Below are 16,864 nucleotides of genomic sequence, written 5' to 3'. Positions count from 1 at the left end.
CGAACTCCGTTATTACGTTGCCCGCCTGGCGCTTCCGACTCCGCGTTCCCCGACACCCGGATCGAACGTGCCGAGTTCGTTGATTCGGTCTGCCGGGCGGCCAGTCGCGGTAGTGTGTGGTCGCCATGTTGGTGTGCAGCGGTTGGGGGCGTAGATGAGTAGTCCCATAAGGGATTTCGGAGAAACAGCGAAAAGCCTGGCGCATAACCCGCTCGGCATTATCGCGTTGTTCATCGTTCTCGTCTATGGGTTGGCGGCGTTGGTTACGGCGTTTTCCGGCTCATTCACCACTGCTGAGCGGACACCGCTGATCTACTTCCTTATCGGCTTCCCGATACTGGTGTTAGGTGTTTTCACCTGGTTGGTCATTCGCCATAGCGGTAAGTTGTTCTCTCCCCGTGACTTCAAGAACGAAGAAAACTACATCACGGCGCTCACGGCAACGGCGTCGCTGGCTGTTGCGACATCCACCCATAACCCGGAGCTGGCGTCGATCAATATCGATCAGTTGGTAGCTGCGGTGCGCGCGGCGACCGACACTCCGGGCGAGACCGCGGCAGGTGCGTTCTGGCATCGACACGTGTTGTGGGTTGACGATCGTCCGGAGAACAATGTGTACGAGCGCAATGCTTTCGAGGCGCTCGGGTTGAGCTTCACACTGGCGCTGTCGACCGATGTGGCCCTCCGGGAGCTGGAGCAACAGCGGTTTGCCGCCATCATTTCTGATATGGGACGTCGTGAGGGTCCACGGGAGGGTTACGTGCTGCTCGACCGCATAAGGGGTGCGGGCGACAAGACTCCATTCTTCATCTACTCGTCGTCGAACGCTCTGGAGCGACGCAACGAGACGTTGGAGCATGACGGTCAGGGGACCACGAACATGGCTGGCGAGCTCTTCGAAATGGTCATGAGCGCCGTCGTGAAGCGCTGACGTCGAATTCGATCGAGGTGCGGCCCGGCGGTTACAAGAGGAGTTCCAGGGTGACGCCTGCGAAGAGGGGGAAGGCGGGGGTTTCGGGGGTTTCCTCGCCTATATAGAGGTCCAGGTGGTGCGGGCCGCTGGGGCCGGGGATGAACTCGTCGCCGATGGACCATTCGGCGGCTTGGAAAGCGGTGCAGGTGGGGGTGGATTCGGGGTCGATGATGCCGCAGTCGGTGAGGCGGACGAGGGTGCCGGGGTCCAGGCCGTCGGCGGCGGCGCTGCGGAAGGGTTGCAGGATTTCGCCCGCGGCGTCGCGGGGGTGCGAGTCGAGCCAGAAGCCGGTGTCGTAGGACCAGTTGAGGTAGGCGCCCGCGTTGCTGCCGCTGGTGATGCGGCCGGTGCCTTCGTCACGGACCGCGTCGACGAAATCGCTTGGTAGGTCGCCTAGTTGGGCATCGGAGTCGACGCAGTCGATGGTGGTGCAGCCGTGCACGGCTTCACGGGGGCCGTCGTGATAGGACTCGACGGCGGTGTAGTACGCCGTGACGGTCCAGTCGGACCACTCGTTCGCATCGGCGTCGCACCCGGCCGCGAGGACCGATACGGCCAGTAACCCCACTCCCAGCCTCACGCTCTGATCGTACTGGGGTCGTCGCCGCGGCGCTGGCCGAGGCGAGTCAGGCTGCGGTGGAATGGAACTCGATGGCGTGGTCGGCGGCCCACTGCTCGAAGGTGCGCGGTGGTGTGCCGGTGAGGCGTGCGACGGTGTCGTGCACGACCGAGGTGAATGCCTCCAGCGCGGTGGCTCGCAGCGCCATGATCGCGTCCGCCAATTCGGTGGGTACGCCGTGGTCGAGAATGGCTTGTCGTGCCTGTTCCGGTGCGACTTCGATGAATTCGAGCTGTCGGCCGAGGACGGCGCCGAGGACGGCGGTCTGTTCGCCGGGAGACAGCGCCTGCGGGCCGCTCAGTGTGTACACCTGACCGTCGTGCCCGTCGGTGGTGAGTGCGACTTTCGCGACTGCCGCGATGTCACGCGGATCGATGACGGCGATGCGCCCCTGGCCATATGGCGCGTATACGGCGCCGTGCGCCCGGATCGAGCCTGCCCAGTGCAGTGCGTTGGACATGAAACCGAGTGGGCGCACGATGGTCCACGGCACGCCGGCGGTGCGCACCGACTGTTCGCCCGCGCGGTGCCAGGTGGGGATGGGATCGGTGGCGGTGTCGTCGCCGGTGCGGCCCGACGACAGCTTCACCAGCCGCGCGATGCCTGCTTCGGCGGCCGCGCGAGTGACGACCGCATCGTGCTCGGGAATCGCAGGGCCAGTGGACAACAGGAACACTCGGTCCACGTCGCGCATGGCGGCGGCCGTCTGAGTTGGGTTGCCCAGGTCGGCTTCGACCACCTCGACGTCAGCGGGCAAGTGCGCGGTGGCGGGGTGTCGGCTGGTTGCGCGAACCCGTTCGCCTGCGCTGAGCAGCTGGTCGATCAGCGCGCGGCCGACGGTTCCGGTGGCGCCGGTTACGAGAATCATGGTGTCGCTTCCTCTTTCGATGGTGCGGGCGTTCCGGTTGAGCGCCCGCTGCCTGGATCAGAGTGCGACCAGAACCGCCAACCGATCCATCTGCCGCATGCAAACAGTGGAAAACTTCCACGCAGCGTGCTGATATGAAAGGAATGACCACACTGGACGAGGTGGATCGCGGCCTGATCCACGCACTGCACATCGACGGCAGGGCGCCGTTCAGTCAGCTCGGTGCTGTCCTCGGCGTATCGACCCAGACCGTCGCGCGCCGATACCGCAGGCTGCGTACCGAGGCGGGCCTACGCGTCGTCGGACTACCGGACGCGGGCGGAATCGGCAAGGCGCAGTGGCTGGTTCGGCTCACCACCACAACGGCCGCCGCGCAGAACCTCGCCAACTCCCTGGCCCGCAGATCCGACACCTCGTGGGTCAAACTGATGTCCGGCGGCACCGAGATCCTGCTCATCGTCGACGTCCCACTCGGCGCACAGACCTCGCGATCGCTACTGCTGCACGATATTCCGCGCACGGCGGGTATCACCGGCGTATCGGCACATCTAGTGCTGCACACCTACCACGGCGGACCCGGCGTATGGCACGGTCATGTCAACGCACTGAATGCCACTCAGCAACAACAACTTCGGGTGGAAGTCGACCCGCCGCAGCCGCGGACACTTTCCGCCGCCGAGACCGCCTTGCTCGACGTATTGAGCCGCGACGGCCGCACCGGCCTCGCCGAACTCGCCACGGCGACCGGCTGGTCACCGGCCACAGTCACCCGGCGTCTGGCCGACCTGCGGGCCACCGGTGCCCTCTTCTTCGACGTCGAATTCGACGACGCGCTCTTAGGCGCAACCACCAAGGCCCTGCTCTGGATGTCGGTCGCCCCCGCCCACCTCGACAGGGTCGCGACCACGCTGGCAGGCCACAACGAGCTCGCCTTCGTCGTCGCGACCACCGGCTCGGCGAATCTCGTCGCCCAGGCGATGTGCCCGAACCCCGCCGCCTTGCACCGCTACCTCACCGACCGCCTCGGCAACCTCGACGCCATCCGCACACTCGAGACCGCCCCGGTCCTCGCGACGGTAAAAGCAGGTGGACGGGCTGTCTCCGAGTTGAAATCAGTGCAGCGCTAGCGCCGACTACTGCACCTCCGGCGGCCGCGGCCACGGATTGTCTTCGATGGTTTCGACCGACTGGTTGAACCGCGCGATCAACCTGCTCAACTGATCGACATCGGTATCGGCCCAGTCCGCGACCACCGCCCCGATACCTTCTCGGCTCTGCAGGCGATCGGCGGCCAGCACATCGAGCCCCTTGACGGTGGCCTGGATCTTGCGGGCGATGCCGCCGTCGGGGTCGGGGACGCGGTCGACGAGTCCCTGCTTGAGTATCGCGCCGACCTGGCGGTTGATCGTGGAGATGTCGAGCTGGAACGCCTCGGACAGCTCGCGCAGGCTCAGCGCGGTGTCGCACTCCAGCCTGGTCAGGATGAGGAAGGCCGAGCGGTCGAGCTGGAAGCCTGGGCGGCGTAGCAGCGACGCGGGGAAGTGCCTGGCGAGCAGGGTCAGCTCGTAGACCAGGCGGGTGAGCGCTGCGTTGTCGGCGGGACCGAATTCGGACATGGGCCTCACTATGTCGGGTGCGTCACGTTATATCCAATTGTGCACGATACACAAGGTGTGTAGCGTGCACATTTGTGACTGTTGCTGCCGACGTGTCTTCGACCGTCTCTGATACCGACGACCGAAGGCGTCCATCGCCGGCCGTCCTCATCGCGACCCTCGGCATGGTCGGTGTCGTCGTCTCGCTGATGCAGACGCTGGTCATCCCGATCATTCCGACCCTGCCCGACCTGCTGAGCACTTCGGCGTCCAACGCCTCCTGGGTGGTTACCGCCACGCTGCTCGCGGGTGCGGTGTTCACCCCGATCAGCGGCCGGCTCGGCGACATGTTCGGCAAGCGCCGGGTGCTGTTCGTCAACCTGCTCTCGCTGGTCGCCGGTTCGGTGGTCTGCGCGAGCTTCTCCGCGTTGATCCCCGAGATCATCGGGCGCTCGTTGCAGGGTGCCGCGGTGGGCGCAATTCCGTTGGGTATCAGCATCATGCGCGACGAACTGCCCGCCGAGAAGGTGGGTTCGGCGATGGCGATCATGAGCGCGACGCTCGGCGTCGGCGGCGCCCTCGGCCTGCCGCTGGCCGCGGCGATCGCGCAGAACGCGGACTGGCACATGCTGTTCTGGACCGCCGCCGGTCTCGGCCTGGTCTGTGCCGCACTGGTTTTCGTCTTCGTGCCGGAGTCGCCGGTGCGTACCCCCGCGCGCTTCGATTTCGGTGGCGCGCTCGGTCTTTCGATCGCGCTGCTGGCGCTGCTCATTCCGATCACCAAGGGTGCGGACTGGGGCTGGGGCAGCCCGACCACGTTGATCCTGTTCGCGGTGTCGCTGGTGGTGTTCCTCGGCTGGGGCGCGTACGAGTTGCGTCAGCGTTCGCCGCTGGTCGACCTGCGGGTCTCGGCGCGGCCGCGGGTGCTGTTCACCAACATCGCGTCCGTCGCGGTCGGCTTCGCGCTCTACGGCATGTCGCTGACCTTCCCGCAGCTGCTGATGGCACCCGAGCAGACCGGCTACGGCTTCGGCCTGACCATGGTCAACGCCGGATTGGCGCTGGCACCAACCGGATTCGTGATGATCCTGCTCTCGCCGGTGTCGGCGAAGCTGTCCGCCGCGCGCGGTCCGAAGATCACGCTGGCGCTCGGCTCCGCGGTGATCGCGGCGGGTTACCTGTGCGCCGTGGTGCTGATGAACAGCGTCTGGGAAATCATGGTGGCGTCGATGATCGTCGCCGCCGGTGTCGGCCTGGCCTACGCCGCGATGCCCGCGCTGATCATGGGCGCGGTGCCGATCACCGAGACCGCCGCCGCCAACGGGCTGAACTCGCTGATGCGTTCCGTCGGCACGTCGACCTCGTCGGCCGTGATGAGCGTGGTGCTCGCGCACATGACCATGCAACTCGGCGTGCACGTGTTCCCGTCGCGCGACGGGTTCCACACCACGTTCCTGATCGCCACGGCGGCCGCCGTCGTCGCGATCGTGCTGACCGCGCTGATTCCGATGCGCAAGGCGCCCGACGCGGCGGACAAGGTCGGGCACGCCTGATCTGAACAGTGTTGGAGCCGATCCGGGACAGCCCGGGTCGGCTCTGCTGTTTGTGGGGTCAGTTGCCCCAGCGGCCGTGGTCGGCCGCTTGCTCCAGCAGCGTTCGCTGTCCGATCTTGCGCTCCAGCAGCAGCGCGAAGGCGGGGGAGAACGGCGGGGCTTTGTCCGGTCGTGCCGTCGCCTGCTCGACGATGATGTCCACCAACGATGTGGCCATGGAGTGCCGCGGGTACTGCGCGTGCACCGCCGCGCCGACTTCGTCGCTGATGAATTCGGTGTCCTTGCCGAAGTCGAGTGAGATCCCGTTCTTGGTGAGCATGCAGAGTGTGCCGCGGCGATCGGCGATGTGCTGCGACGTGTGCAACGCGATGGCTTCCCAGACCGAGTCGACGGCGGCGGCCCCGAGGCCCTGCTCGGTCAGGAACTCCGCGGCCTTGTCCGCCCCGTCGACCTCGAACCGGTGGTTGCGGTTGCCCGCCTCGCTGAGGCCGATGTCATGCAGCACGCAGGCGGCGAACAGCAGATCGGGATCGTAGTCCGCGCCGGATTTTGCCTGGATGTGCTCGGCGAAGAGCTTGGCGAACACGAAGCTGCGAATGCTGTGGTTGGCGACCGCCGGTGACTCCACCCGCAGCGTCAGCGCCAGTACGCCCTGTGCAAGCGGCGTCTGTGGCAGCGCAAGCGTCGCCGTTGTCTCGCTGGTCATGCCCGACCTCTCTCACATCAGATCTCGGAGGAGAGTCGATGCACGCAATTTGGACAGGAAAACTGCTTGTGAGCGTAGGAGAAGACGGCGTCGAGTGGCGACGTGAGAAGCGATACAGGCGAGGCCGGGAACTTTGACCGGTGCACAACCGACGGGCTAGTGAATGGTCGTCGCGAACTCGGCGAAGCGCTGGGTGATGCGGTCCGGGAACTCGCCGTTGATGGCGTGCGAGGCGTCCGGCCAGACCTCGACCTGAGCGCCGGGGATGGTGCGGGCGGTTTCGGCGGCGCGGGTCGGGTTGTGAATGATGCTGCGCCCGGCCAGGATTGCGAGCACCGGGACCTCGATGGCGGCCAGCTCCTCGGGGGTGGGGCGGACGGGCGTCGGCTGCGCCGAGCTGAAATCCCGCATGGCAGAAGCGATCAGGCGTCCCTCGGGGATCGAGTCGTCCACCGGGATGCCGCCCGAGATCCAGCTCAGCAGCCAGTAGCGCACGCGCATCGGCAGACCGGGAACGATACTGCCGAGCGAGATCGCGATCACCTTCCAGGTAATGGGCGCAAAGGTATTCGCCGGATCGAGCAGGGTTACCGAGGCCACGCATTCGGGGTGGTGCATGGCCACCCGCGTGGCCAGCCAGCCGCCGATGCTGACACCGAGCAGGTGGACGCGCTGCAGTTCGAGACCGGCGAGGACTTCGGCTACCCAGGTCGTCTGGTCGATCGGGGTGACGAGTTCCTTGTGCTGGCTACTGGCTCCGGGTTCGCCGATGCTGTCGATCGACCAGACGGTGCGGTCGGTCATCAGGCCGGGCAGATTCGCCGCCCACATCGGTGTCGATGCCTGGCGGCCGGACAGGAGGACGAGCGGCGTGCCGCCCGCATCACCGAAGCGGTAGGCGCGGACCGGGCCGAACGAGGTCGACAGCGCTCGCTGTTCGGCGGGTTCGGGCAGTACCGCGAGGCCATCGGTGTATGCGGCGGCGAAGCGATCGAAGCCCGCGCGGGTCGGGAAGTCCGACCTTCTCGGTGGGCTTTCCGATGTTCGGCTCCAGGAACAACTCGTTGTCGGCCACAGATCGCAGCTTATGCCTGTCGTCGATCGACGAGGGGGAACTGGTGTCGGTGGTCTCTCGCGTTATCCCGGCACCGATTCCTCGTGATCAATCGTTCAGATCCGTCGGAGTTGTTGTGGCGCTGTGGTTGTCGGGTGGGACGGCTGCCGTGTAGCGGCGGGCGAGGGTGCGGATGTGCTCGACCAGCTCGGGGGGATCGTCGACGCGGAAGTCCATCATCAGCATGCTCAGGTAGATGGCGATGGTTTCCAGGGCGTCGGCGCCGGTGAGCAGCACGCAGGTGTCGGCGTCGACGGCCTCCACGACGCCGACCGCGGGATTGATTCGGGCGATGACGGTTTCGGCGGAGGCCAGCACGGTGACGCGGGCGTGCACCTTCCAGCCGGTGCTGGCGATGTGTCGCATGACGAAGGCGACCAGGTCGTCGTCGGGGAGCGCGCGGGCGGCGAAGCGGCGGCTGCCCGCGTCGGCGTGCTGGACTCTGGCGACGGGAATCGCACTCCAGGAATGGGTTTCGAGGTGGTAGGCGACCAGGTACCAGCGGCGTTGCCAGTTGATGAGTCGATAGGGTTCGACTTCTTCGCGTGCCAGGTCGGTCTGGTCGATCAGCACGGTGGCGCCGTCGCGGATGGCGCCTGCGAGGGTGGTCAGCACCGCGGCGGGCACGGGGGCGTCGGGTTCCCGCGATCCGGTGGTGGCCGGGCCGATGGCGGTGGCTTCGCGTAGCGCGGTTACCTTGCGCTGCAAGCGTTTCGGCAGGATCTGGTCGAGTTTGGCCAGGGCGCGGGTGACGTTGTCGGTGATGTCCGCGATCCCGGTGGCGCCGTCCTCGGCCAGTCCGACGGCCACCGCGACGGCCACCGCCTCGTCGTCGTCCAGCAGCAGCGGCGGCATGGTGGAGCCGCGGCCGAGGCGATAGCCGCCGATCGCGCCGCGTTGTGCCTGCACCGGGTAGCCGAGTTCGCGCAGGCGCTGGATGTCGTTGCGCAGGGTGCGGTCGGTGATGTCCAGGCGTTCGGCCAGTTCCCGGCCGGTGTGTGCGCGGTCCTGTAGGAGCGCCAGCAAACGCAGCACTCGGACTGTGGTGGGCGTCACATTTCACCTCCGAGGAATTAGGAACGAAAGCAGCCTAATGGACTCATAGGCTGATGTCAGAAGCAAGGAACACCATCTCGAAAGGCCCTGACATGAACGTCACCACCACCTCGATCGCCACCCTGAACCCCGTGTGGCGGGATGTGCTCGCCGAGTCCTACCGCGCGCTGGCAAACGTTGTCGCCGGTGTCCGCGACGACCAGTGGCAGCTGCCGACCCCGTGCTCGGAATGGACCGTGACGCAGGTGGTCCAGCATGCCGCGGGCGACCAGCTCGCCTACGCCGCGGTGCTCGGCATCGGAGGCGGTCCCTCGTACAACCCCTTCGAACCGTCCGGCAGCGTCGACGGCTCGCTGACGGCGCTGGTCGATGACGCGGTCGAGCAGACCGCCGCTGCCTGGGCGACCGTCACCGATGACACCGAGAACGTCCCGACGCCGCTGCCGCACGGTGCCCTCCCGACTTCGGTCGCCGCCGTGATGTGCGCGCTGGATGCCGCGGTGCACGCCTGGGATATCGCGATCGGCACCGGCCAGCCTTCGCCGTTGACCGAGGAACTGGCCGGGTACCTGCTCGTCGCCGCGCGCACCGGGCACCCGGCACCCGGTAGCGGGCAGGAGGCGGAAATCGTTGAGCCGCTGCGTCAGTGGGGTGCCTACGCCGCGATCGTCGAGGGTGCGGCCGACGACAGTGCGGTTGCGGAACTGCTGCACTACCTCGGTCGTGTTCCGCGCGTCTGATGCGGTGCGGTGCGCGGCTATCGGGCCGCGCACCTTGGTGCCCGCCGACTGTGGGCCAGCCTTGATTCCCGCACACGTGATTCGTTGTGCGGGAATCAACCTGTCGCGTGGGTTGCTGCGGGAACCGTTGAGCCGCAACCGAACCCGTCAGCGGGCGGTGACGAATCCCTGGGCGACCATCCAGTCGCGGGCGACGTCGGCGGGCTCCTTGCCCTCGAGGTCGACCAGGCGATTCAGCTCGGTGACGGCCTCGTTGGTGAGGCGCTTCGAGATCGGCTCCAGGATGGTGGCGACCTGCGGGTGCGCGTCGGCGAAGGACTTGCGCATCACCACCGCCGCATTGTATTTCGGGAAGAAGCGCTGATCATCTTGCAACAGAACGAGGTTCAGGGCGGGGATACGGCCGTCGGTGGTGGCGACCGAGCCGAACTTGCACTGCTTGCCGTCGGAGGTGGCTTGATAGACCACGGCATCCTGGACGATCTGTTTGCGGACCTTGCCGACGTCGATGTTGTATTTGCGGGCCATGCCGGGGTATCCGTCCTGGCGCACATTGAATTCGGTGCCGACACAGGTGGCCGCGGCGCCCGGGTCCTTCTCGATCAGCGCGGCGTAGTCCGACAGCGTCCGCACGCCGGTCTCCTGCGCGGTGGCAGGGCTCATCACCAGCGCGTAGGTGTTGTTCATCGGCGCCATGTCCGCCCACACCATGCCGTGTGCGGCGAGGTCGGCGTCGCGGACGGCCTCGAACTGGCCTACCTCGTCCGGGACCGGGGTCTCTTTGCCGAGGTAGTTGACCCAGCCGGTGCCGGTGTAGTCGTAGGCGACGTCGATCTGACCGTGCAACTGGGCGTCGCGAAGACTGTTGGAGCCCTGGATGTTCGTCAGGTCTCGCACCTGTGCGCCCGCCGCCGACATGGCGAATTCGATGATGTAGCCGAGGATGTTCTGCTCGGTGAAGTCCTTGGACCCCACGATGATTCGCACGCCTTCGAGTTCGGGGATCGGAACGATGCTGCCCGGCCCCACCCGAAGCGGCACCGCGCCACCGGATTCCAGGCCACAGGCCGCGACCAGCAGCAGTCCGGCGGCCAGCGCCACACCGCGCCACCTCCGGTTCATTTCAGCCCCCTCGGCCCGAGGAACTGCTCGGCGAGTGCACCGAGCCAGTCGACCAGCAGGGCGAGTGCGACCGCGAGCACGGCGCCGACGACGAGCGTGACGTTGTCGCGCAGCTTGTAGCCGGTGTCGATCAGGATGCCGAGGCCACCCGCGCTCACCAGGAACGACAGCGTCGCGGTGCCGACGGCCAGCACCAGCGAGGTGCGCAAACCGGCCAGGATGTAGGGCACCGCGAGCGGAAACTCGATGCGGCGCAACACCGTCAGCGCCGACATGCCCTGTCCGCGACCGGCGTCGGTGAGCGTCTGATCCACCTGCTGGTAGCCGAGGATCGTGTTGCGCAGCACCGGAAGCAGCGAATAGAACGCGATCGGCGCGACACCGATCCAGAAGCCGGTGGTTCGGGTGGCGAGGTAGAACAACACGATCAGACCGATGGCGGGGGCGGCCGCGCCAATGTTGGCGATGCCGACGAAAATCGGTGCCAGACGGCGATATCCGGGCCGGGTGAGCAAGGTACCGAGCGGCACGGCGATCGCGATGACGATCAATACGACGGTCGCCGAGATCAGGATGTGCTGCCGGGTCACGGTCACGATGTTGTCGGCGTTGAGACTGGCCTGCTGGGTGGTGGTGAGGTCCCGGGCGAATGCCCACACCAGCACGCCCGCGGTGAGCAGCAGCACGATCACCGGCTGGACGAACAGTCGAATGCGCTCGGCCCGGCGCTGGGCGGCGGGCGAGGCGGTCGCGGGCGGCGTGCCGATGGCCGCCGTCACGGCGCGTCACCCGCTGCGGGACGGCCGGTTCCGTGTTCGGCGCGCATCGCCGACAGGTGCGCGACCAGCGTGTCGATGGTGATCAGCCCGACGTATTCGCCGCGCTTGCCGGTGACGACCGCGTTCGCCGTTTGATCGGCGAGCAAGGCCTCCAGCGCGTCCTGCAGCGTCGACCGCAGCGACAGCGGCTCGCCGATCGGAGTTCCGGTGCCGCGCAACGAATTCGCGTGCGCCAGGTGCTCGGCCGAGACCCAGCGCAACGGCCGTCGCTGCTTGTCGAGCACCAGCGCCCACGGCCAGTCCTGCCCGGCCAGCGCGGTCCGCAGCACGTCGACCGGCTCGTCCTCGACGGCGGTCGGGCATTGGCCCATGTCGACATCGCTCACCCGGGTGAGCGTGAGCTGCTTGAGCGAGGCGTCCGCGCCGACGAAACCCGCGACGGTCTCGTCCGCCGGATCGGCCAGGATCGCCGCCGGGGTGTCGTACTGCAGGATGCGGGACTGGTTGCCCAGCACCGCGATTCGGTCGCCGAGCTTGACCGCCTCGGTGAAGTCGTGCGTGACGAAGACGATGGTCTTGCCCAATTCGCCTTGCAGCCGCAGTAATTCGTCTTGCAGCAGGCCGCGGGTGATCGGATCGACCGCGCCGAACGGCTCGTCCATCAGCAGCACCGGCGGGTCGGCGGCGAGCGCGCGGGCGACGCCGACGCGTTGCTGCTGGCCGCCGGACAGTTGGCGCGGGTACCGGTCGCGATAGGTGTCGGGGTCGAGGCCGACCAGGTCGAGCATCTCGTCGGTGCGGGCGGCGATCTTCTTGCGGTCCCAGCCGATCAGGCCGGGCACCGTCGCGACGTTCTTGGCGACCGTCATGTGCGGGAAGAGCCCGGCCTGCTGGATCGAGTAGCCGATGCCGCGGCGCAGCTGGTCACCGTTCATCGACGCGGCGTCGCGCCCGCCGATGGTGATGGTGCCCGAGGTCGGCTCGATCAGCCGGTTGATCATCCGCATGGTGGTGGTCTTGCCGCAGCCGGAAGGGCCGACGAGCACGACGATTTCGCCTGCCGGGATGGTCATCGATACCGCGTCGACGGCCGGATCACGCTGGCCCGGATAGCGTTTGGTGACCGCGTCGAGCACGATCTCCTCGCCGGACACCGCCGATTCGATGCCGCCGGAACGGGTTTCGGTGTCAGTCACGTATTCCCCTTGAGGTGGTGAAACGTCCGACGAGGACGTAGATCCCGTCCAGTACGAGCGCGAGTACGACGATCAGCACCGTGCCGACCAGGGCCTGCGGCACCGCGTTCGGGCTGCCGAGCCGGGCGAGCCCGGAGAAGATGAGGTTGCCGAGCCCGGGTCCCTTGGCGTACGCGGCGATGGCGAGGATGCCCATGATCAGCTGTGTGCTGACCCGGATCCCGGCCAGGATGGCGGGCCAGGCGAGGGGGAGCTCGATGGCGGTGAGTACCCGCAGGCGATTCATGCCGACGCCGCGGGCCGCGTCGGTCACCGCGGGATCGACCGAGGACAGGCCGATGATGGTGTTACGCAGGATCGGCAGCAGCGCGTAGAGCACCAGCGCGGTGATCGTCGGGGCGACGCCGAGGCCGAGGATCGGGATCAGCAGGCCGAGCAGCGCGAACGACGGCACCGTGAGGATGGCGCTCGCGACGGCCGTCGAGATCGAGGAACCGAGCGGGCTGCGATGCACCAGAATCCCGATCAGCACCGCGACGATGGTCGCGATCAACACCGATTGCAACACCGCCGACACATGCAGGTAGGAGTCGATGAGCAGCTGATGTCGCCGGTGTACTACGAAAGTCCACAGCGTGTCCAGGGTCGTACCTCCCCGTCGCCCGGTGTCCTGGGAGGGTAGCGCGGATTCGCTTCGCCCGGACGGTATTCCGGGCGGCGCGCCGCCGCCCGGAATCGAGCTCCGAGGTCAGACCGCAGATCTGATGTCGGTGTGGACGAAGTCGTTGCCCTTGTAGAGCAACGGCTTTTTTCTGATGGTGGCGAGTGCGTAGGCGAAGCAGTCGCCGAGGTTGAGCTGTGCCTTATGCCCGCTGCCCTTGCCGAAGTCGCGGTATGCGGCTCGGGCTATGGCAGCCTGCTCCAGCGAAACGGGAGCGAGTTCGATATCTCCCTCGCCGATCAACTCCGCGAATCGCCGCGCCATGATCGGGTCCGGACTGCGATCCACCTTGATCGCTACCTCGAAGTGGTTGACCACCGACATCGACCGGCTCTCGGCCGCGTCGAGTGCGTCGATGAAACTACCCCGTTCGGGTTCTTTCTTGATGATGGCGAGCAGTGCCGATGCGTCGACGATCATGCGGGCATCCCCTGATCGTCGTAGAGATCATCGGTGGTGAGCAATGCCCGGGTCTCGGGAGTCATCCTGGCGTCCATATCGGCCACGATTTCCCAGAGCCGTGCCTTCCGCGTCTGTTGCGCCGCTGCGCGCTCGGCGTCCAGTTCTTTCAACATACGTTTCAGTGCCTCCTCGACAACGCTGGTTTGGGACATCCCCGTCCGCTCCGCTGCCTCACGCACCAAGGCGTGCACCTTCTCATTCTTTATATTCAAACCCATAGGGTCCACCCTTCTGGACTGGGATGGTAGACACTCTACCTCGGTTCCATCGGTAGCGGAAATTGTTTTCGGAGGGGAACCGTTCGGGTTCCTCGTTCGTCCAATTCAGCAAGGGTCGAGACCGGCCGCGCGTATGACGAATTGGGGGAGAGATGTCGGAACAGCAGGTCAGAGCCTCGCATCGGGTGCGACACCGCAGCGATGGCGCCCAGCACGGTCGGTCGGGTCGGCGTGCGGGCCCGTGGCTCGTGGTGGGGCTGGTGGTGATCGCCCTCGCGGCCGCCGGGGTCGTCGGAGTCCGCTGGTGGCAAGACCATTCGAATCCGGCGGCGATCGTCGGGCAGCGCAGCACCGAGTTCCCCGCGATCGACCGATCGAGCCTCGATCAGACGCAGGCCAAGGTCGTCGCGGTGGCAGCGCAGGAATTCCGTAGTCCGGGGGCGGGCGGCAAGTACGCCGAAGGGGTGAGCGAACCGTGGTGCGCGGACTTCGTGAGCTGGGTGATGCGGGAGTCGGGTGCGCCGCTGGCCAACCCGAATTCGGGCGCGTGGCGGATCCCCGGCGTGTACACGCTGCAGGAGTACTACGCGAGCAAGGGCCGATTCGTTCCGGTCGGCGGTTACCAGCCGCGCACAGGTGACGTGCTGATGTACGACAGCAGCAGCCCGTTCGGCCAGCACACGAACATTGTGCTGACGTCCGGTGCCGGCGTCGTGACAACCATCGGTGGCAACGAGTTCGGCGAAGTGAGCATTTACACGTTCGCGCTGGACCAGGTGCCAGGAATCGTCGGATTCGGCCGATTGTGAGAAGTTCGGATTCGGCCGATTGTGAGAAGTATTGCCTGCCAACGGTGGTACTTGGTGGGTCCGCACGTCCCTCGGGTGCGCGGGATAGCCCTACGATAGATAGTGACGGCGCCCGGCAGCGCCGTCGCCGATCCCCGCCCTGCCTCCCCCTCATCGGCAGGACGGGGATCTCGGGTTCAGACTCGTGCAAGTTTCGGGCAATGTCGGTCGCGTACCGTGTCGGTTGTCCATCGAGAGGTGAGGGTTCCGGAACATCTGATGCAGCCGACGGAAGCACCGAGTAGCGATCCCGCCTGGATCGACTATGCCGATTTCGGCGAGCGTTTCGTCACTCATGCGGTGACCAAGGACCGGATCGAGGCCGCGGTGTCCGGGATGACCGGGCGCGGCATGACGATCGGCCCGTTCTCCGTCGGCCCGGCCGGCCTCGCGGGCTTTGTCGCCGAGGGCAAGGTCGGCACGCCGAAGGTGCTGCACAGCGGCCCGCACGTCACGTTCGAGGTCACCGTTCCGGTGTCATTGGCCCTGAAGGTGATGCTCGGCGGCAAGAAACTGCGGCTGGAAGCGCGCGTCGAGATCGACCTGACGCTGCACGCGCGCACCGCCGACCCGTTGCTGATCGTCATCGACATCCCGCCGATCACCCAACGCGACGTCAGCTTCGTGCTGCGCGCGCAGGCGGTGGACTCGGCGTGGGAAATGCTGCTCGACCCGATCGCGGGCCTGGTGCAACGCGAGGTCGCCTCCCGGGTGAACGGCATGCTCGCCGATCCGCAGGCGCGGCGCAGCCGGGTCTTCGATATCGAGGCCATCGTGAGCGGCACCCAGTCGACGCATCGGGAGCAGGCGGAGTTCGACTGGATCGGCTACGACGAATTCGGGCACCGGTTCTTCTCGCGCATCGTGACGCGGGAGCGGGTGTTCGATGTGGTGGAGCGGATGGCCGGGCGGCCGATCGAAATCGGGCCGTTGAAAACCGGGCCGGGCAAATCGGCGACGGTCACCGTGCGGGGGAGTGTCCGGGTGCCGCAGCTGGACGAGAAGACGGACACCCCACGGTCTTTCGACCTGACGCTGCCGGTCAGCCTCGACATCACCGTGGACGTGCTGAAGGCCAACCGGTACCGAGCCGACGTCGAGGTACCGCTGGTCTTGACCGCGCGTGCCGCCGACCCGTTGCTCGTCGTGATCGACGTGCCGCCGCCCGACCCGGACGACCTGCGGCTGGAGTTCAAGGCGCACGGCGTGCGCGCGGCGACGCTCGGTGCGCTGGCGGGGATCAAGAAGCAGGTGATCGCGCAGGTGGCGGGCGTCGTGAGCAAAGAGCTCGCCGACAGCTCCGGTCGAACCATCGATGTCGCGGCCCGCATCGACGGCGTGCGCTAGAACGGTCAGCTCGCCTAGCTAGCCGGTGCCTTGTTCGGCATCCGCCGGTCACATTCCTGCTGTCCAGTGTGACCAATGTGAAAGGGTATGTCCCGTGGGTCTAGCGGTTCCCAAGTGAATATGGTGAAATGAGTACACGTTCGAGGCTCCCGGCGCGCGCGGAATGTTTGGGGAAGGTGCGCCGGGCACGCTGCCATCCATGGTCGGGGTTGCGCGAAGGAGTCCTACGATGCGTTCCATTTCGGTATCCCGGCGTGAGCTATTCGGCTATGCCGCCGCGGCCGCTGCGATCGGCCTGACCGTTTCCGCGAAACCCGCCGCCGCCTCGGGCACTTTCGGCACGCTGGTCGATTACGCGGGCGGAGTCCCGTCGGCCGAGTCGATCAGGGACGCCGGACATCTCGGCGTGATCCGATACGTCTCCGACCGGCGACCGGGCGCGGAATGGATGGAAGGCAAGCCGCTGCGCGCCAACGAAGTCGACCAATTGCACGAGGCGAACTTGCAGATCGTGTCCTGCTACCAGTTCGGCAAGGGCCCCACCGCGGACTGGCGCGGCGGACTGGAGGCGGGCAAGAAACACGCGCAGCGCGGCCTCGACCTGCACCTCGCCGCAGGCGGCCCCGAGGGCGTACCGATCTACGCCTCGATCGACGACAACCCGAGCCCGGTCGACTTCGCGAGCATGATCGCGCCGTACCTACTCGGCTGGGAGTCGGTGCTGGGCAAGGAGAACACCGGCATGTACGCCAACGCGCCCACCATCCAACTGGCTCGCGCCGCCGGGCTGGCTTCCTGGTATTGGCAACACAATTGGGGCTCCAACGGCGTCGTGCATCCCGCCGCGCATCTGCACCAGTTCGAAATCGACAAGCGCTCGCTCGACGGCATCGGCATCGATCTCAACCATGCCCTCGCCACCGAATACGGGCAGTGGTGAGCCACCG

At 66.7% G+C, this 16,864-nt stretch carries 19 protein-coding genes; 7 read left to right on the top strand and 12 right to left on the bottom strand.

Features of this window, described 5'->3' with window-relative positions; translation table 11 throughout:
• The first annotated feature begins 154 nt into the window (after positions 1 to 154).
• Positions 155 to 931 (top strand): hypothetical protein, encoded by a 777-nt coding sequence (locus tag ACQPW1_RS42455; protein WP_433658941.1) that lies wholly within the window; start codon positions 155 to 157, stop codon positions 929 to 931.
• A gap of 31 nt (positions 932 to 962) precedes the next feature.
• Here the strand turns inward: ACQPW1_RS42455 and ACQPW1_RS42450 are convergent, their stop codons facing one another.
• Both ACQPW1_RS42450 and ACQPW1_RS42445 read right to left on the bottom strand, forming a co-directional pair.
• Positions 963 to 1,553: a hypothetical protein gene (locus tag ACQPW1_RS42450; RefSeq protein ID WP_433658940.1), complete on the bottom strand. Its 591-nt coding sequence runs from the start codon at positions 1,551 to 1,553 to the stop codon at positions 963 to 965.
• Between the two features lie 46 nt (positions 1,554 to 1,599).
• The gene (locus ACQPW1_RS42445) at positions 1,600 to 2,460 is read right to left on the bottom strand and encodes an SDR family oxidoreductase (RefSeq protein ID WP_433658938.1); all 861 of its coding nucleotides are present in this window, start codon (positions 2,458 to 2,460) and stop codon (positions 1,600 to 1,602) included.
• Positions 2,461 to 2,603: 143 nt separating this feature from the next.
• Here ACQPW1_RS42445 and ACQPW1_RS42440 point away from each other — a divergent pair, with 143 nt between their 5' ends.
• The gene (locus ACQPW1_RS42440) at positions 2,604 to 3,587 is read left to right on the top strand and encodes an Lrp/AsnC family transcriptional regulator (RefSeq protein ID WP_433658936.1); all 984 of its coding nucleotides are present in this window, start codon (positions 2,604 to 2,606) and stop codon (positions 3,585 to 3,587) included.
• A 6-nt stretch (positions 3,588 to 3,593) separates the two neighbouring features.
• On the opposite strand, the gene ACQPW1_RS42435 is transcribed toward ACQPW1_RS42440, so the two are convergent.
• Positions 3,594 to 4,076 (bottom strand): MarR family winged helix-turn-helix transcriptional regulator, encoded by a 483-nt coding sequence (locus ACQPW1_RS42435; protein WP_433658934.1) that lies wholly within the window; start codon positions 4,074 to 4,076, stop codon positions 3,594 to 3,596.
• A 74-nt stretch (positions 4,077 to 4,150) separates the two neighbouring features.
• Between ACQPW1_RS42435 and ACQPW1_RS42430 the strand changes: the two genes are divergently transcribed.
• Positions 4,151 to 5,608: an MFS transporter gene (locus ACQPW1_RS42430; protein ID WP_433658932.1), complete on the top strand. Its 1,458-nt coding sequence runs from the start codon at positions 4,151 to 4,153 to the stop codon at positions 5,606 to 5,608.
• Positions 5,609 to 5,666: 58 nt separating this feature from the next.
• Here the strand turns inward: ACQPW1_RS42430 and ACQPW1_RS42425 are convergent, their stop codons facing one another.
• The 3 genes from ACQPW1_RS42425 to ACQPW1_RS42415 form a co-directional block, all read right to left on the bottom strand.
• Positions 5,667 to 6,314 carry an HD domain-containing protein gene (locus ACQPW1_RS42425; protein WP_433658930.1) on the bottom strand — a complete coding sequence of 216 codons (648 nt, stop codon included), beginning with the start codon at positions 6,312 to 6,314 and terminating at the stop codon, positions 5,667 to 5,669.
• A gap of 156 nt (positions 6,315 to 6,470) precedes the next feature.
• Positions 6,471 to 7,145 (bottom strand): alpha/beta fold hydrolase, encoded by a 675-nt coding sequence (locus tag ACQPW1_RS42420; protein WP_433658928.1) that lies wholly within the window; start codon positions 7,143 to 7,145, stop codon positions 6,471 to 6,473.
• Between the two features lie 331 nt (positions 7,146 to 7,476).
• On the bottom strand, positions 7,477 to 8,484 hold the full coding sequence (locus ACQPW1_RS42415; protein ID WP_433658926.1) for a helix-turn-helix transcriptional regulator: 1,008 nt from the start codon (positions 8,482 to 8,484) through the stop codon (positions 7,477 to 7,479).
• A 92-nt stretch (positions 8,485 to 8,576) separates the two neighbouring features.
• Between ACQPW1_RS42415 and ACQPW1_RS42410 the strand changes: the two genes are divergently transcribed.
• The gene (locus ACQPW1_RS42410) at positions 8,577 to 9,224 is read left to right on the top strand and encodes a TIGR03086 family metal-binding protein (RefSeq protein WP_433658924.1); all 648 of its coding nucleotides are present in this window, start codon (positions 8,577 to 8,579) and stop codon (positions 9,222 to 9,224) included.
• Between the two features lie 147 nt (positions 9,225 to 9,371).
• Here the strand turns inward: ACQPW1_RS42410 and ACQPW1_RS42405 are convergent, their stop codons facing one another.
• From ACQPW1_RS42405 to ACQPW1_RS42380, 6 genes are all read right to left on the bottom strand, one after another.
• Positions 9,372 to 10,346 (bottom strand): glycine betaine ABC transporter substrate-binding protein, encoded by a 975-nt coding sequence (locus ACQPW1_RS42405; protein WP_433658922.1) that lies wholly within the window; start codon positions 10,344 to 10,346, stop codon positions 9,372 to 9,374.
• On the bottom strand, positions 10,343 to 11,125 hold the full coding sequence (locus tag ACQPW1_RS42400) for an ABC transporter permease (RefSeq protein WP_433658920.1): 783 nt from the start codon (positions 11,123 to 11,125) through the stop codon (positions 10,343 to 10,345). Before ACQPW1_RS42400 ends, ACQPW1_RS42405 begins: the two co-directional genes overlap by 4 nt.
• A complete protein-coding gene (locus ACQPW1_RS42395) occupies positions 11,122 to 12,321 on the bottom strand; it encodes an ABC transporter ATP-binding protein (protein WP_433658918.1) in 1,200 nt (399 codons plus the stop codon). The genes ACQPW1_RS42400 and ACQPW1_RS42395 overlap by 4 nt, the downstream gene beginning before the upstream one ends.
• Positions 12,314 to 12,964 carry an ABC transporter permease gene (locus ACQPW1_RS42390; RefSeq protein ID WP_396974141.1) on the bottom strand — a complete coding sequence of 217 codons (651 nt, stop codon included), beginning with the start codon at positions 12,962 to 12,964 and terminating at the stop codon, positions 12,314 to 12,316. The genes ACQPW1_RS42395 and ACQPW1_RS42390 overlap by 8 nt, the downstream gene beginning before the upstream one ends.
• A 105-nt stretch (positions 12,965 to 13,069) precedes the next feature.
• Positions 13,070 to 13,462 (bottom strand): type II toxin-antitoxin system VapC family toxin, encoded by a 393-nt coding sequence (locus ACQPW1_RS42385; RefSeq protein ID WP_433658916.1) that lies wholly within the window; start codon positions 13,460 to 13,462, stop codon positions 13,070 to 13,072.
• On the bottom strand, positions 13,459 to 13,716 hold the full coding sequence (locus tag ACQPW1_RS42380; protein ID WP_433658914.1) for a type II toxin-antitoxin system VapB family antitoxin: 258 nt from the start codon (positions 13,714 to 13,716) through the stop codon (positions 13,459 to 13,461). Before ACQPW1_RS42380 ends, ACQPW1_RS42385 begins: the two co-directional genes overlap by 4 nt.
• Before the next feature lie 158 nt (positions 13,717 to 13,874).
• Between ACQPW1_RS42380 and ACQPW1_RS42375 the strand changes: the two genes are divergently transcribed.
• The 3 genes from ACQPW1_RS42375 (at position 13,875) to ACQPW1_RS42365 (ending at position 16,857) form a co-directional block, all read left to right on the top strand.
• On the top strand, positions 13,875 to 14,531 hold the full coding sequence (locus tag ACQPW1_RS42375) for a CHAP domain-containing protein (protein ID WP_433658912.1): 657 nt from the start codon (positions 13,875 to 13,877) through the stop codon (positions 14,529 to 14,531).
• Between the two features lie 258 nt (positions 14,532 to 14,789).
• On the top strand, positions 14,790 to 15,917 hold the full coding sequence (locus ACQPW1_RS42370) for a hypothetical protein (RefSeq protein WP_433658910.1): 1,128 nt from the start codon (positions 14,790 to 14,792) through the stop codon (positions 15,915 to 15,917).
• A gap of 229 nt (positions 15,918 to 16,146) precedes the next feature.
• Positions 16,147 to 16,857, top strand: coding sequence for a DUF1906 domain-containing protein (locus ACQPW1_RS42365; RefSeq protein WP_433658908.1), 711 nt, complete (start codon positions 16,147 to 16,149; stop codon positions 16,855 to 16,857).
• The last annotated feature ends 7 nt before the right edge of the window (positions 16,858 to 16,864 follow it).

The sequence above is a fragment of the Nocardia sp. CA-128927 genome, assembly GCF_050955855.1.
Lineage (GTDB): Bacteria > Actinomycetota > Actinomycetes > Mycobacteriales > Mycobacteriaceae > Nocardia.
The sequence above is the reverse complement of the archived record's forward strand: the minus strand, read 5'-3'. Positions and strand labels throughout refer to the sequence as shown.